The sequence below is a fragment of the Mucilaginibacter sp. P4_D1 genome (assembly GCF_056401935.1).
Genome location: NZ_JBFUIJ010000053.1, coordinates 21,739 through 36,115, shown reverse-complemented (window position 1 = coordinate 36,115; position 14,377 = coordinate 21,739). Strand labels below are relative to the sequence as shown.

The window sequence follows — 14,377 nt, the reverse complement described above, 5'->3', positions numbered from 1 at the left end:
GTGTTACTCTACATGATTTTCTATTTCTTAAAAGAACTTTCTCGCTTCATCATCCGAATCCGCTATATGTTGTCGAAGTTTTACCTTCTTAACTTTTCATTTTTATTACCGGAATCGCTCCGGCTTTTTAACTTCTTTTGCTCCTCAAAGCAACCCTCCGTTTGGGTCTGCAAAGGTAGTAAACCTTTTTACTTTTCCAAAACTTATTTTTTCTTTTTTTTATCTCTCGATCTCTAAAGAATCTCCTCCGTTTTGTTCGCCTACCCCTCTCTCTTTTCTCCCTCTGTGGCGGGGGTGCAAAGATGCGAATTTCAATCTGATTTACCAAGTGAAAAATCCACTTTTTTAATCTTTTTTTATTCGCTAACTTTTCAAAAAACAACACCCTTTTTACTGAGCGGCCACAAATGTACACAGAAAACCCCTTACCAACCAAGAGAAATTTTCAAATAATTAAAACAATTCTACAAGTAGCTGTAAACTAACGTTAAATTCACCCCGGCAGCGCCCCAATATCTTATAAACAATAGCATATACCGAATTTGTATATTTACAAAGTATATGAATGAGCAACAGTTCCCCGATAATTTCCTGCAAACCTTAAGCGCAGAAAATGGATTTGACGAAGAAAATTTTATCAAGGCACATCAAATTACTGATGCGCCTACCTCTATAAGGCTTAATCCTTTCAAACATCTATCATTAAAAACAGATGAACAGGTGGCCTGGTGCAGCGATGGATTTTATTTAAACACCCGCCCATCCTTCACTTTCGACCCGCTTTTTCATGCCGGGTGCTATTATGTACAGGAGGCATCGTCGATGTTTGTTGACCATATATTAAAACACATCCGCCCTAATATAGATGACACCATAAAAGTACTTGACCTTTGCGCTGCTCCGGGTGGCAAAAGCACACTCCTTAACTCGGCCATTAATGCCGACGATTTGTTGGTTGCCAACGAAATTATTAAAACACGCGTACCCGTATTAACAGATAACCTTAGCCGTTGGGGCCAGGCAAACGTAATAGTGAGCAATAACGATCCGAAAGACATTGGCCGGCTAAAAAGCTTTTTTGATATTATACTGGTTGATGCACCATGTTCGGGCTCGGGCATGTTTCGTAAAGATCCGCAGGCTATGAACGAGTGGTCGGAAGCCAATGTGCAATTGTGCCACCAGCGACAGGAACGGATCCTGGCCGATATACTCCCGGCGCTAAAGGAAGACGGATACCTTATATATAGTACCTGCTCCTACTCGCACCAGGAAAACGAAGATATACTGGATTGGCTTTGCCTTGAATTTGATTTAGAAAGCATCCGTATACCTATATATAAGGAGTGGGGTATTGTAGAAACGCAATCACCCGATAAAAAGGCCTGGGGATATCGCTTTTATCCGGGCAAGGTTAAGGGTGAGGGGCTATTTGCATCGTGCCTTAAAAAGAAAACCAACACCGGCGAACTGGGCACCTTTAAAAACAACATGCTTCAAAAAATAAGCAGTAAAGAAATTGACCAGGTGAAAGCATACGTTAACAAACCGGACGACTACTATTATTTTAAAGTGAACGAAGATTGGCTGGCGATTAACCGCGCGCATAAAGAAAGTTTGAATATTTTACAGCGTCACCTTTACCTCAAAAAATCGGGTGTGAGGGTTGGTAAGTTAATGGGGAAAGATTTAATACCCGACCATGAGCTGGCTTTAAGTACTATTATTAATAAAGACGCGGTTTTACAAACGGAACTTACCTACGACCAGGCTATTCAATATTTGCGCCGAGACAACATCGACCTAAACCCTACCAAAAAGGGCTGGAGCCTGATGAACTACGAGGGACAAGCCTTAGGATGGGCTAAGCTATTGCCCAATAGGATCAATAATTATTATCCTAAAGAGATCAGGATATTTTCGAGCCCCCCAATCCCCTGAAGGGGGAGCTTTTTGATTGGGCAGGTGTTCGGGTCGCTTACAATTTTATATGGTATGCTTTTAAACAAGCATTTACATTTGGATAAACCTTTGCATCTTCTATAGCAACATCTACAGCGCACTTGCTTTTATCCAGCGCCTTGCCATTTTTGTCAACTACAATATCCTGCTGTTTTAGCAATTTGAACGAAGGGGCGAAGTACTTTTTTATGGTTTCATAAACTACAGAATCGTTGGTAATGCAACCGTTAAAAGCATTTGCATTTCGCTCAAAAAGAAAAGTATTTCCATCGCTGTAAAAATAATGGGTATGCGATACATCCCAATCGCCACTTTCGCTAACGGGCGAAGCATTTATCATGATAATTTTTCCATTATCATCTTTTAAAACATCATATGAATACTCAACCTCGTCCGGCCATTTTTCATTTTCAATTTTCAGCAGCACATCTTTGCCTGGCACTTTGGCAAACACCAGCATATTATTTTTGTGTTGAAGTGAATATGCTTCAATGTTGTCTCTTTTGCGTTTCAATGCAGATACGGAGGACACACTTTTCGGAGTTTTAACGGTAGATGAGTGTTTGGGATTACCGCACGAGACTATCATCGCAACGAACATAATCAGAGATAAGGCACAATACTTCACAACTCAATATAAAGAAAAAAACGCAAAGAAACAATAATAAAAGTCTGAAAAAAGTAAGCGGAAGTTAGCTCTAATAAATAGCGGCTCGCGCCAGCCATCTACACAATTGGAGTTAAAGCGCTATCGGCTTATAACTTAAACATTTCTCAACAACATCTTCAACTGAGGGATTGTAGCCCGCAATATTGTCGCGTCGTGCATCGTAGTTTTCCGGATAGAAAAACAGGTTTGCTCCTGCAGGGTAGGGTACATTTTTATTGAACAAATCATACCAATCGTTCAGCTCATGTTCGCTGCCTTGGCCATTGCTGATTTTATACCCGAGTATAATAAGCTCGTCTTTGCTCATTGGTAAATCAAATAACTTTAACTACGCTCGCATCCGTTACATTTAGTATTTCATGCTTCCAGGTACTTCTGTTGTTAACCACAAATTTTTCCTGGGTGCCATCGTGTTTAAAAACAACCAAGCCATTGGGTATCAGTCCCAGGGTATTATAAAAATCTACTCCGGCAATATCACCAATTGATATTTCGAGTTCATGATTTTGAATGTTTAAACTGTGGGATTTAAACAACAGCTTATCGCCAAACAAATACAATTTACCGCCCACAGCTTCCCTGTTTAAAAAATGATTGGCAGCACCGCTCATCAAAATGGCATTATCATCACTCACTTTAACTTCAGTTTGTTGTTTAATCCATTTTGACCTGGCGAAAAGATACATGGTCAAGCCAAAAACACTACCGGCAATCGGCCCACTTATAAGCGCCATTTTGTAACCATCCTGGTATGCCCAAAACAAGCCCATAAATACTGCGAAAGAAAAGCCGGAAAGAATGGCCGACCTTATTTGCGCGCCGCGTTCTGATTTTTGCATCTTAATATTGCCCTATGGATAATAACACCAGAGTACATGCATACTCCGTTTCAATTCCTTTTTCGTTGGCCATGCGCCTGAGTTCAGAATTTTCGGTACCGGGATTAAATATAATACGTTTGGGGTGTGTATTCAAAATATAATCGTACAGTGGTGGCTGGTTTTGCGGGCCAATATACAGAGTAATTGTATCTATATCGTTATGAATAGCTTCGGGCTTCTCGATAGGCACACCTGCAACCTCGCCTGTTTTTATGCCTACATTAACTATGCTATGCCCATGACCAACCAACCTGTTGGCTGCGAGATTTGCGTACCGGCCGGTATCGGGCGTTGCTCCTAATATAAGTGTCTTTTTATCAGCCATTGATTATCCTGTTTAATAACGCAATTTGGCCGGAGTGGTAAATATGATGCTGGATAAGTCCGTTAATCAGTTCTTCATAGCTCACACCTGTTCCCATCTCGCGGTTCCGTTCGTCTTTTATTGGCTCATCCCATTGTTCCTGCGGGAAGTTCTGGATAACGCCAATCAAATTTACGTTCACCAGCTTTAAATCATCAACATAGTTTTGCCATTTTTGTTCGTCGGGTGCGCCGGTGTCGGGCCAGTCGCCACTGGTGGGGATGCCGGCGGTAAGGCCATTCATCCTGTCCATCACCTCTTCTGTCCAGGCTATCATGTGTAAAACAATTTCGGCTATGCTATGGACAGGCCCGGGCGGCTTTTCATAGGCAGCCTCAAAGCTGATACTTTCTACTATATCATAAACAGGCGAACCGTACCAGGCATCGCCCGATAGTATCTTCTGCAATTCGGTACTCAGTTTTTCAGAAATTGTCATGCTAATATTTTTAAAGCGGCCAGCGCGCAGTTAACACCATCAATAGCAGCAGAAATAATGCCACCGGCATAACCGGCGCCTTCGCCACATGGAAATAATCCTTTAACTTGGGGGTGCTGCAAAGTTTCTTTATCCCTGGGAATTTTTACCGGCGATGATGTGCGCGACTCTACCCCTACCAAAATTGCCTCGTTGGTATAATAGCCCTTCATCTTCCGGCCGAAAGCAGGCAATGCCTTCTGTAAACGTTTATGAATCCAATCGGGTAACACCTCCTTCAGTTCGGTACTCTTTGTGCCCGGCAGGTAGGAGTTTACGGGCAGGTCATTTGACAAACGCCCCTCTACAAAATCAACCATACGCTGCCCCGGTGCAACCAGGCTGCCGCCGCCGGCTTTAAAAGCAGCGCGCTCCACCTCGTGTTGAAAGTTGAGCATCTTGAATGGATCGCCGTCATCGCCGGCCACATCTTCCATATTAATTTGTACTACCGTGCCTGAATTGGCAAATGGGTTATTCCGTTTTGACGGGCTCCAGCCGTTTACCACAATTTCATTTTCGGCGGTTGCACAGGGAGCAATAATACCGCCTGGGCACATGCAGAAGGAGAATACGCCTCTATCGTCCACCTGCTCAACCAAATTATAATAGGATGGCGGCAAATCCGGACCACGGTTTTCGCAATGGTACTGGGCGCGGTCAATTATTTCCTGCGGATGCTCTATGCGTACACCCAAAGCAAACGGCTTTGCCTCTATCAGTACATTTTGATGATGCAGCATTTCAAACACATCCCTTGCCGAGTGGCCCGTTGCCAGGATTACGGCATCGGCGGTCATTTTTTCGCCGCTGGCCAGTTTTACGCCTTTTATTTTGCCAAACTCAACCAGTAAGGCTGTCACTTTAGTATCAAACAAAAACTCGCCGCCTGCATTCAATATCGTTTCGCGCATGGCGGTAATTATCTGGGGGAGCTTGTTGGTACCAATATGCGGGCGGGCATCTATTAATATATCTTCATCTGCCCCATGGGCAACAAACATTTTAAGCACCTGGTTTACATCGCCGCGCTTGGTAGATCGGGTGTACAACTTACCATCAGAGTAGGTACCGGCCCCACCCTCGCCAAAGCAATAATTTGATTCGGGGTTAACCAGGCCCTGCTTGTTAATATTAGCCAAATCGCGCCTGCGTTGTTTAACGTCTTTGCCCCGCTCCAGTATCACGGGTTTTAATCCCAGCTCAATGCATTGCAATGCAGCAAAAATACCTGCCGGGCCTGCACCTACTATTATAACGGGACGGCCAAACTGCACATCGGGATAATTTACAGTAAAAATTTCGGGATTGTAGGGCTCATCAATAAACACCTGCACCATCATGCGGTAAACAACTTTACGACCACGGGCATCTATAGATCGTTTTAACACTTTTACGGCCGATAATTTCTGCGGCTGTATATTTAAAACGGCTGCCGCAAGGCGTTTAATTACTGCCTCATCTTCATGCTGCCCGGGAGGGCATACTATTTCAATTTCCTTTGTCATATAGTCGCCGGGTTTTTATCCCGGATTAGGGCAAAGGTAAGAAGCCCCCGCTAAATAGCAAAGCTTTCATGAGTGCCTTAAAACAATAAAACGCGAATAATCTCCCCCCTGAAGGGAAGATTTCTTATAAGCGGTAGAATAATTTAAAAACATATTAAACCATCGTTCCCCCTTCAGGGGGTTAGGCGGCTTTGTGTTCGCCTGTGCGTATCAACCGTCCGCTAACGAACAGTTTTAAAATAGCTTAAATTTATAAATATCTAAAAATCAATTAATTGCAAAATGGCACTTGGATTGGCATAGGCTTCACAAATAAATACACAATACAATGACTACTGCCGACGAACGTTTACAGACAATTTGGGAAGGATGCTTACGCAACGAACGTAAAAGCCAGGAACAATTTTACAAACTATTTGCATCGCGGATGCTGGCTGTTTGTATGCGCTATGCTACCGATAAAGACGAAGCTCAGGATATACTGCAAGAAGGTTTTATAAAAATATTCAGGAACATGCAAAACTACCGTGGCGATGGCAGCCTGGAAGGTTGGGTGCGCCGTATTATGGTGCACGCGGCTATTTCGCGCTACCGCAAGTTACGCCCGGTTGTATTGGTTGAGGATTTTGCTGCCGATAGTGATATGCCTATCAGCAAAGCATATAACGATAATGAACTTGAAGCAAAAGATTTGATGAAACTGATTCAAAAACTCCCTAAAACTTATCGCTCGGTATTTAATATGTACGCCATTGAAGGATACTCGCACCAGGAAATTGGCACATCGTTAGGGATGAGTGAATTGCTGTCGCGTACAACTTTACACCGTGCGCGCACTGCCTTAAAAGAAATGATTAGTAAACTAACTACCCGCGAGGAGCATTGCTACGCGTAAAGCCTACCGCCTCACCCTGCCCTCTCCAAAGGAGAGGGTTCTGATTAGCAGGGTGGCTAATCAGGCAAAGTAAAATTTAATTCCCTGTACCCCATTCTGAGTTACCATAACCTTCGCGGGCTTTCCAGTTGTATTTAATATCTAAAGCTTTCCAGGTTTCGGCTTTCCGGGTGGCTATCATCACAATCTTCTCGGCTGCCAGGGCATCGTCATTGGTAATGGTGTCTATAGCGGTTATTTCATAGTCGCCCGAATCCAGTTTTCTTGAAGTGATATTCAATCGAGGCCTCGCATCGGTTTCACTGTAATACTGCCGGTACTGGTAATAAGCTTTAATCAGTTCGTCGGATGTTTTAATATCCTTTCGTTTCGCTATCGTATCATTAAACTTATCCGGCGGAATCTGCTTAAAAGATTCAGCGCATGAACCAAAGAGTATCAGCATGCATAAAACACCTAAAGTTACTCTCCAATTCATACGCCGAAACCGTTAAAAAGTATCATTTTCAAATCGTCAAATACTCAAATTTTCAAATTCGCTTCATCTGCACATCTGAAATTTAGAATCTGCACATCTGTGTTTTCATTTTCAAATCTTCAAATACTCAAATTTTCAAATTAATCTATCATCTATTTATGTTTGCTGCTCATATAGTAAGTGATCTCGCCGCCATTCATGATATCGGCATGGCTAATGAATAAACCATCCAGGGGTTTACCATTAAGCGTTATCTTTTGTACATACACGTTTTTGGCACCCTGGTTTTTTACGTTGATGGTGAATTTTTTACCATTATCCAGGTTGATAACACCACCATCCACGGCCGGGCTGCCTATGGAATACTGATCAGATCCTGGCGCTACCGGGTAAAAGCCCAGCGTGCTGAAAATATACCATGCGCTCATTTGTCCGGTATCATCGTTACCGCCCAAACCATCCGGGGTTGGTTTGTACATACGCGGCAATATCATCCGGATGCGTTCCTGTGTTTTCCAGGGTTTATCTGTCCAATTATATAAATAAGCTACGTGGTGCGATGGTTCGTTGCCATGTACATAGTTACCAATGATGCCATCGCGGGTTATATCTTCCGTTTCGGCAAAGTATTTATCGGGCAGGTTCATGGTAAACAGCGAATCCAGGTAACCTACAAAACGTTTGTTACCGCCCATCACCGCAATCAGGTTTTTAGGATCCTGTGGCGCAAACAGGGTATAGTTCCAGCTGTTGCCTTCAATAAATCCCTCGTTAATGGTGCTTAGTGGGTCAAACTTTTGGCGGAAGCTGCCATCGGCCAACCTTGGGCGCATAAAGCCTGCGGCCTTATCATATACATTTTTGTAATTTTCTGATCGTTTGATAAATTCGTTATAAACATCCATCCGGTTCAGTTTTTTAGCCATTTGGGCAATGGCCCAGTCGTCAAAAGCATACTCCAGGGTTGATGATACGGATACGCCGCTTTTTTCATCGGGGATGTAACCTTTATCCATGTAGTCGCCTATACCTTCATAATCGCGATGCTTTGCAGTGGCTACGCAGGCATCCAGCGCTTTGTTGGCATCAAAGTTCACATTTCCCTTTACAACGGCGTCGGCCAGTACAGCTACACTGTGGTACCCGCTCATACACCAATTCTCGTTACCTGAGTTTGACCAGATGGGCAGCATATGTTCCGGACTTTGATCAAAATGGGCCAGCATGCTTTGTACCATATCCGCATTCCTTTTGGGTTCAATAATATTGAACAGCGGATGCAGTGCCCGGTAGGTATCCCAAAGCGAAAAAGTGGTATAATTGGTAAACCCTTCCGCCTTGTGTACATTTTGATCAAGGCCTTTATATTGTCCATCGGCATCCATATATACCGTAGGGTTAATCATGGCATGGTACATGGCGGTATAAAAGTTCTCTTTTATCTCTTTGTTACCTGCTATCTCTATCTTATGCAGTTCGGTTTCCCATAATTGCTGGCCGTCGGCTTTTACTTTTTCAAAGTCCCAGCCAGGTATTTCGGTTTGCATATTGTTCAGCGCACCAGCCATACTCACTGGTGATAAGGCAAACTTGATTTTTATTTTTTCGCCCTCTTCGGTTTTAAAATCAAAGTAAGCCCTTATTTGCTTGCCGGCAATTTCCGGGAAGTTTTTCACCCTGTTAAATTTGCCCCAAAAGCCGCCATACACTTCGCGCTGATCGTACTTTTTGTAGCCATGCTGAAAAAATGCTTTTGAAAAACTCATGGCAAAATATAACGAGCGGGTGCGTGCCCAGCCGTTGGTTTGGCGGAAACCAACAACGGTGCTATCATTAACAACCCTTAAATAAGTCCATACGTTTTTATCCGGGTAGTTGTAAATACCGGCCATCAGATCTAATATAATATGCGATTGATCGGACTTAGGGAATGTGTACTGGTGAAAACCAACACGCGCGCTGGTGGTCATCTCGGCCAAAATATTGCTTTCGTCCAGTTTTACTTTGTAGTAGTTAGCCTGGCTCACTTCGTTCTGGTGCGAAAATGCCGAACGATAACCGCTGCCCGGTTTATCGGCGGTGCCGGGGTTAAGTTTTAACGCCCCAACTGTAGGCATTATTAAAAAGTCGCCCAGGTCTGAGTGGCCGGTACCGCTAAAGTGGGTATGGCTAAAGCCAACTATGGTTTTATCATCGTATTGGTAACCGGCGCAGTATTTATATACATCGGGGTTGTATTTGCCGTTCAGTTCGTAGCTTGGGGTATCAGTCTCCGGGCTCAGTTGTACCATTCCAAAGGGAACTGTAGCGCCCGGGTATACGTGCCCCATACGCTGGGTGCCTATAATAGGGTTTACGTACTGTACTAATTTTTCGGCAACGTTGGTTTGTGCGGCTGCACCAAGCGAAATACATGTAAAAAAAAGGCAGAGTGTTTTCTTCATTTTGTGGGTCAGTGTCAACAGGTAAATAGTATATTAAGCTTCAAATATAGGCTATAACAGTTAAATGTTTCGCTTACGGTAATAAAAACTGTACCTTGACATAATGTCACTAAACCATACCAATTGTAACAACGGTATGCGTTTTGTAATCTAAATCAAAAACATACCTGTAAAACAACTTCAACCTATGAAAAAGTTACTTTCAGTAATATTAATTGCAGTAGCGGCCATGAACTTAAGCTCATGTAGCTATAACAGTATGGTTAAGCTCGACGAAACCGTTAAAGCTAAATGGGGTGCCGTACAAAGCGATTACCAGCGCCGCAGCGATCTGATACCCAATCTTGTAAATACCGTTAAAGGCGCCGCTAACTTTGAAAAAAGCACATTAACCGCCGTAATAGAAGCCCGCGCAAAAGCAACATCGGTGCAGGTTGATCCTACAAAACTTACACCCGAATCTATCAAAGCGTTCCAGTCATCGCAGGGCGAATTAAGCTCGGCCATTGGCAGGTTACTGGTTGTAACAGAAAAGTACCCGGATTTAAAGGCGAACGAAAACTTTCGCGACCTATCTGTTCAGTTGGAAGGAACCGAAAACAGGATCAACGTATCCCGTAAGGATTTTAACGACGCTGTAATGGAATATAATTCCAAAATCCGCTCGTTCCCGGCTAATATCACTGCAAAAATGTTTGGCTTCTCCGAAAAAGGATATTTCACCGCCGAACCCGGAAGCGAGAAAGCACCGAAGGTGGAATTTTAATTAGTGAATTATTGAATGACTGAATTATTGATTTGATCTTCAAAATTTCAAATCAACAATTCATTTTTCCAACAAAAAAGAATTCAATAAATCGATAATTCATTAATTCAATAATTAAACCCATGGCGGTATTTAACGAAGAAGAACAGCAACGCATCCGTAAAGCTATTGAGCAGGCCGAGAACCGCAGCAGTGGCGAGATACGGGTTTGTATAGAAAAGAAATGTAGCGAGGATGTGCTTGACCGGGCAGCAAAATATTTTTTTCAGCTTAATATGCACAAAACAGCCCTCAGGCATGGGGTGTTGATATATGTAGCCACTGTTGACCGGAAGTTTGCCATTATTGGCGACGCCGGGATTAACCAGGTTGTGCCTGCCGATTTTTGGGATACAACCAAAGAGGATATGCTGCAGCATTTTAAATACGGCGATATTGTTGAAGGTATTGTAACCGGCCTGCAAATTGCGGGCGAACAACTGCAAAAATACTTCCCCCACCATGCCGGCGATGTTAACGAACTACCCGATGATATCGCCTTTATAGATGGCGAATAACCTATAAACATGATGTTTAAAAAACTCACTATATTTTTTAGCCTGCTGCTTTGCTCCGCGATGGCGTTTGCACAGGATTTTCCGGAACGGTCGGCCACGCTGGTTACCGATTATACCAATACTCTATCGGCCGATGATAAGCAAAAGCTGGAAAGTAAACTGGTTGCTTTTAACGATTCTACATCAACCCAGGTAGCTGTGGTGATCATGAAATCAACCGGCAGTTATGATATTAACGATTATGGCCAGCAACTGCTGCGCAAGTGGGGTATTGGCCAAAAAGAAAAGAACAATGGCATACTGGTAATTGTTGCTATAAACGACCGTAAAATGGCTATCCAAACAGGCTATGGCGCCGAAGGACCATTGCCCGATGTGCTCACCCAGCGCATTATACAGGACGACATGAAACCCCGCTTTAAAGCGGGCGACTATTATGGCGGACTGGATGCTGCAACCACCGATATTATAAAAGCCACCAAAGGCGAATTTAAAGCCGAACCACAGGAAAACGACCAAAGCAGCGGCGGAGATGGCGCGGGTATCATCATTCTGATTGTGATAGTAGTTGTTATATTAATTATCATATTTCGTAACCGTGGCGGTGGTGGCGGCCGGCAAATTATCGGCCGCAGGGGTGGCGCAAGCCCCTTCTGGTGGTTTTTAGCCGGCAGCATGCTTGGCGGCAGCGGCCGCAGCAGTGGGTCTGACTGGGGCGGTTTCTCCGGAGGAAGCGGAGGAAGCGGAGGCGGCGGTGGTGGTGGTGGCTTTGGCGGTTTCGGCGGCGGCAGTGGCGGCGGAGGCGGATCAAGCGGCAGCTGGTAGGTTTTAATTATTGAGTTAGTGAATTAGTGATTTGAGCTGCACGCTAATTAGTAAATTAGCTGCTATTTACTACTACCTTACCTTATGTTAACAAATGTATAAAGACTATATTTTAAGGGAACTCGAAAAAATAACGGTCATGATGGCCCGCCTGGTAGGCTTTAAGGAGCAGTTAAAGCCAGATGAATTTATAAAACTTGCAGATACCATGCTGCAAAACGAGTTTAATATTAAGTTTGAGGCGCTATTAAAACTCTCTATCGATGATTTTGAGGCTTTTTTGATAAAAGGGAATTACAAAGCGGATAAACTTGACGCTTTGGCTCAGATCCTATACATGCATGCCGAGCCATTTAGTCCATCACCTGAAACTTTGGCTTCGTTACAAAAAATATTATTGATTTTTGAATGGCTGGAGAAAAAGCATCGTAGCTCGTCGTTTGAAAACATTAACAAACAAAATACCATCTATCAATTTCTACAAACAAACTATGAGTAAGGATTTAACCTGGAAACTATTATCATCTACTTACATCCATAAAGGCCCCTGGGCTACACTGCGCGTTGATCGCTGTGAGATGCCCGATAAACGAATTGTTGAAGACTACTATGTTTTAGAATACCCAAGCTGGGTTAATGCGGTAGCGGTAACCGAAGACAGTAAAATATTAATGGTGACGCAATACCGCCATGCAGCCGATATTATTTCGCTCGAAATTCCGGGAGGCGTGGTTGACCCAGGGGAAGAACCCATTCATGCCATCCGCCGCGAACTGCTGGAAGAAACAGGGTACCAGTTTGATGAATTTGAACTGATTTGCACCGTATACGGCAACCCATCAACCGCCAATAACCAAACCTTTACCTATTTTACCAAAGGTGGCAAAAAAGTACAGGGCCAGGAGTTGGATGATCATGAAGAGCTTATTGTGGAAGAGTATACTATCGAAGAGATAAAACAATTGCTGCTTGATAATAAAATAAAACAAGCCATGCATTGCTCTGGCTTGTTTTATGGGATGTTAAAACTGGGGGCGCTGTAGTTAATCAAGGCATTAATTATAGTTAAAGATCAAACGACCTTTCCAAAGTAAGGAATCGAATTTCTTCCTTTATACCGTCAACATCTCTGTTAACAGGCAGGTAGTGCATACTTATTTGCCTGTTAATGTTGACTCGGAAGTTAATCTCTTTACTACCGTTAGCCATTTCGAAGGTTTCGCCATCAATCCATTTACACGTCTTTAGTAACAGGCTATAGAATAGCCATCCCGGTATGGTTTTAAACAATGGAATTTCATTGATAACAATATCATTTTTATTTAGGAAAATGATATTTACTGAAGTATAATCAATAAGAAAATCTGCTTTTACTGTGGCTTTAATACTTCGGTTTCTGTTTTGTTTTGGCCCTCCGAATAAAATGTGGGTCAAAACAAAATCATCATCCAGTATTTTTTTGTATCCAATCTTTAACTGTTCTACATCTAAGTTGAGGTGTTGGTAAACAAGCATTAAGCATTTATAAGCTCTATCAGCTAATAATGCAGTCTTTCCATGCAAATCAGCCGTATCGAATAAGTCAAATGGAAATGTTTCCACGATCGTTAAAATGCTATCGAGTCCCCCTATCAGCAATGCATCATCATGGTCGGCGAAGTCAATATTTACTTTTCTTATTCCCTTTACGATAATCGGTGGCAATTTAAAAGTAAACAGATCAGCTACCAGGCTGGAACATCGTACAAAATCTATCGGCTCCGCAGCCGATCTGCGGTTAATTTGCACCCATAATCTCTTCTCTCTCATCTATTCTTTATGAAGATCATTCCGGGCAATTACCTTTACGGCGAGTATCAACAACATAAATAATTTTCCAGCCCGCCGCGGTACGCATCAGCTGGAAAACATCAACCCCGCAATGGCTAAAGGTTTTGCCCAGGTAAAATTTATAGGGTGTCCAAACGCTGGCCAGGTCGCCATCTATTTTTATGTCGTTAAAGGTTATCTGCTCGTCCCACATTTCTTTGTGCGGCGTGCCTACGGCTTTTATGAAATCATTGGGGTTTTCCATTTCCAGCGCAACCGTGCCATCCTTTTTATTGGCTACACCTTCAAAAACAATGTTTTTATGAAAAGCCGACCGCAGCATGGTGCTATCGCCTTTGCGCATAGCGTCAAACATGGTGTTAATGGTTTGCTTTACAGCCTCCTTATCGGTTTGTTGTGCAAAGGTTTTAAAGGAGGCAAAAAGGATGATGCTCAGAAAGAATATCTTTTTCATGTGATGGAATTTGATGACAATTTAGGTAAATTTGTATATGCAGCCAATTGATTATAAAGAATATCTTGAATTTAACCCCGAAATAAGGTTTGGCAAACCAGTTATTAAGGGTACGCGGATTTCTGTATATGATGTTTTGCAATGGCTGGCATCTGGCTTGAGTTATGAGGAAATTCTAAGCGATTTCCCACAACTAACATCCGAAGCCATATTTGCATGCCTTGCTTATGCAGCTAACAAAGAGCGAATAATTAAAGTGGCATGA

The 14,377-nt window shown here is 43.0% G+C and carries 18 protein-coding genes; 8 read left to right on the top strand and 10 right to left on the bottom strand.

Annotation, left to right across the window (positions count from 1 at the left end):
* Positions 1-561 precede the first annotated feature (561 nt).
* Positions 562-1,941, top strand: a complete 1,380-nt coding sequence (locus tag AC1DV1_RS27590; protein ID WP_477366649.1) for a methyltransferase RsmF C-terminal domain-like protein — start codon at positions 562-564, stop codon at positions 1,939-1,941.
* A 37-nt stretch (positions 1,942-1,978) separates the two neighbouring features.
* Here AC1DV1_RS27590 and AC1DV1_RS27585 read toward each other — a convergent pair whose 3' ends face one another.
* The 6 genes from AC1DV1_RS27585 to AC1DV1_RS27560 all read right to left on the bottom strand — a co-directional run bounded on the left by AC1DV1_RS27585 (position 1,979) and on the right by AC1DV1_RS27560 (position 5,863).
* Positions 1,979-2,422, bottom strand: a complete 444-nt coding sequence (locus AC1DV1_RS27585) for a hypothetical protein (RefSeq protein WP_477366646.1) — start codon at positions 2,420-2,422, stop codon at positions 1,979-1,981.
* Between the two features lie 280 nt (positions 2,423-2,702).
* Complete coding sequence (locus AC1DV1_RS27580; RefSeq protein WP_477366643.1) at positions 2,703-2,939, bottom strand: hypothetical protein; 237 nt, start codon at positions 2,937-2,939, stop codon at positions 2,703-2,705.
* Positions 2,940-2,946: 7 nt separating this feature from the next.
* Complete coding sequence (locus AC1DV1_RS27575) at positions 2,947-3,471, bottom strand: hypothetical protein (protein ID WP_477366640.1); 525 nt, start codon at positions 3,469-3,471, stop codon at positions 2,947-2,949.
* A 1-nt stretch (position 3,472) separates the two neighbouring features.
* Entirely contained in the window at positions 3,473-3,838 is a 366-nt protein-coding gene (locus AC1DV1_RS27570; RefSeq protein WP_477366637.1) for a CoA-binding protein, read from the bottom strand.
* Positions 3,831-4,316 carry a DinB family protein gene (locus AC1DV1_RS27565; protein WP_477366634.1) on the bottom strand — a complete coding sequence of 162 codons (486 nt, stop codon included), beginning with the start codon at positions 4,314-4,316 and terminating at the stop codon, positions 3,831-3,833. Before AC1DV1_RS27565 ends, AC1DV1_RS27570 begins: the two co-directional genes overlap by 8 nt.
* Entirely contained in the window at positions 4,313-5,863 is a 1,551-nt protein-coding gene (locus AC1DV1_RS27560) for an NAD(P)/FAD-dependent oxidoreductase (RefSeq protein ID WP_477366630.1), read from the bottom strand. The genes AC1DV1_RS27565 and AC1DV1_RS27560 overlap by 4 nt, the downstream gene beginning before the upstream one ends.
* 328 nt (positions 5,864-6,191) lie before the next feature.
* Here AC1DV1_RS27560 and AC1DV1_RS27555 point away from each other — a divergent pair, with 328 nt between their 5' ends.
* Positions 6,192-6,758 (top strand): RNA polymerase sigma factor, encoded by a 567-nt coding sequence (locus AC1DV1_RS27555; protein WP_147055065.1) that lies wholly within the window; start codon positions 6,192-6,194, stop codon positions 6,756-6,758.
* A 76-nt stretch (positions 6,759-6,834) separates the two neighbouring features.
* Here AC1DV1_RS27555 and AC1DV1_RS27550 read toward each other — a convergent pair whose 3' ends face one another.
* Both AC1DV1_RS27550 and AC1DV1_RS27545 read right to left on the bottom strand, forming a co-directional pair.
* Complete coding sequence (locus AC1DV1_RS27550; protein WP_477366627.1) at positions 6,835-7,236, bottom strand: hypothetical protein; 402 nt, start codon at positions 7,234-7,236, stop codon at positions 6,835-6,837.
* A 152-nt stretch (positions 7,237-7,388) separates the two neighbouring features.
* Positions 7,389-9,680: a GH92 family glycosyl hydrolase gene (locus AC1DV1_RS27545; protein WP_477366624.1), complete on the bottom strand. Its 2,292-nt coding sequence runs from the start codon at positions 9,678-9,680 to the stop codon at positions 7,389-7,391.
* 187 nt (positions 9,681-9,867) lie between these two features.
* On the opposite strand from AC1DV1_RS27545, the gene AC1DV1_RS27540 reads away from it, so the two are divergent.
* From AC1DV1_RS27540 to AC1DV1_RS27520, 5 genes are all read left to right on the top strand, one after another.
* Positions 9,868-10,446, top strand: a complete 579-nt coding sequence (locus tag AC1DV1_RS27540; RefSeq protein WP_477366621.1) for a LemA family protein — start codon at positions 9,868-9,870, stop codon at positions 10,444-10,446.
* Between the two features lie 122 nt (positions 10,447-10,568).
* Positions 10,569-11,003 carry a TPM domain-containing protein gene (locus tag AC1DV1_RS27535; protein WP_477366618.1) on the top strand — a complete coding sequence of 145 codons (435 nt, stop codon included), beginning with the start codon at positions 10,569-10,571 and terminating at the stop codon, positions 11,001-11,003.
* A 9-nt stretch (positions 11,004-11,012) separates the two neighbouring features.
* A complete protein-coding gene (locus tag AC1DV1_RS27530; RefSeq protein WP_477366615.1) occupies positions 11,013-11,828 on the top strand; it encodes a TPM domain-containing protein in 816 nt (271 codons plus the stop codon).
* A gap of 94 nt (positions 11,829-11,922) precedes the next feature.
* The gene (locus AC1DV1_RS27525) at positions 11,923-12,327 is read left to right on the top strand and encodes a hypothetical protein (RefSeq protein ID WP_477366612.1); all 405 of its coding nucleotides are present in this window, start codon (positions 11,923-11,925) and stop codon (positions 12,325-12,327) included.
* On the top strand, positions 12,320-12,871 hold the full coding sequence (locus tag AC1DV1_RS27520) for an NUDIX hydrolase (RefSeq protein WP_477366609.1): 552 nt from the start codon (positions 12,320-12,322) through the stop codon (positions 12,869-12,871). The genes AC1DV1_RS27525 and AC1DV1_RS27520 overlap by 8 nt, the downstream gene beginning before the upstream one ends.
* Positions 12,872-12,893: 22 nt before the next feature.
* Here AC1DV1_RS27520 and AC1DV1_RS27515 read toward each other — a convergent pair whose 3' ends face one another.
* Both AC1DV1_RS27515 and AC1DV1_RS27510 read right to left on the bottom strand, forming a co-directional pair.
* Positions 12,894-13,637: a hypothetical protein gene (locus tag AC1DV1_RS27515; protein ID WP_477366606.1), complete on the bottom strand. Its 744-nt coding sequence runs from the start codon at positions 13,635-13,637 to the stop codon at positions 12,894-12,896.
* 16 nt (positions 13,638-13,653) lie between these two features.
* Positions 13,654-14,112, bottom strand: a complete 459-nt coding sequence (locus AC1DV1_RS27510) for a nuclear transport factor 2 family protein (RefSeq protein ID WP_477366603.1) — start codon at positions 14,110-14,112, stop codon at positions 13,654-13,656.
* A 37-nt stretch (positions 14,113-14,149) separates the two neighbouring features.
* Here AC1DV1_RS27510 and AC1DV1_RS27505 point away from each other — a divergent pair, with 37 nt between their 5' ends.
* Positions 14,150-14,377: a DUF433 domain-containing protein gene (locus tag AC1DV1_RS27505; RefSeq protein WP_147055044.1), complete on the top strand. Its 228-nt coding sequence runs from the start codon at positions 14,150-14,152 to the stop codon at positions 14,375-14,377.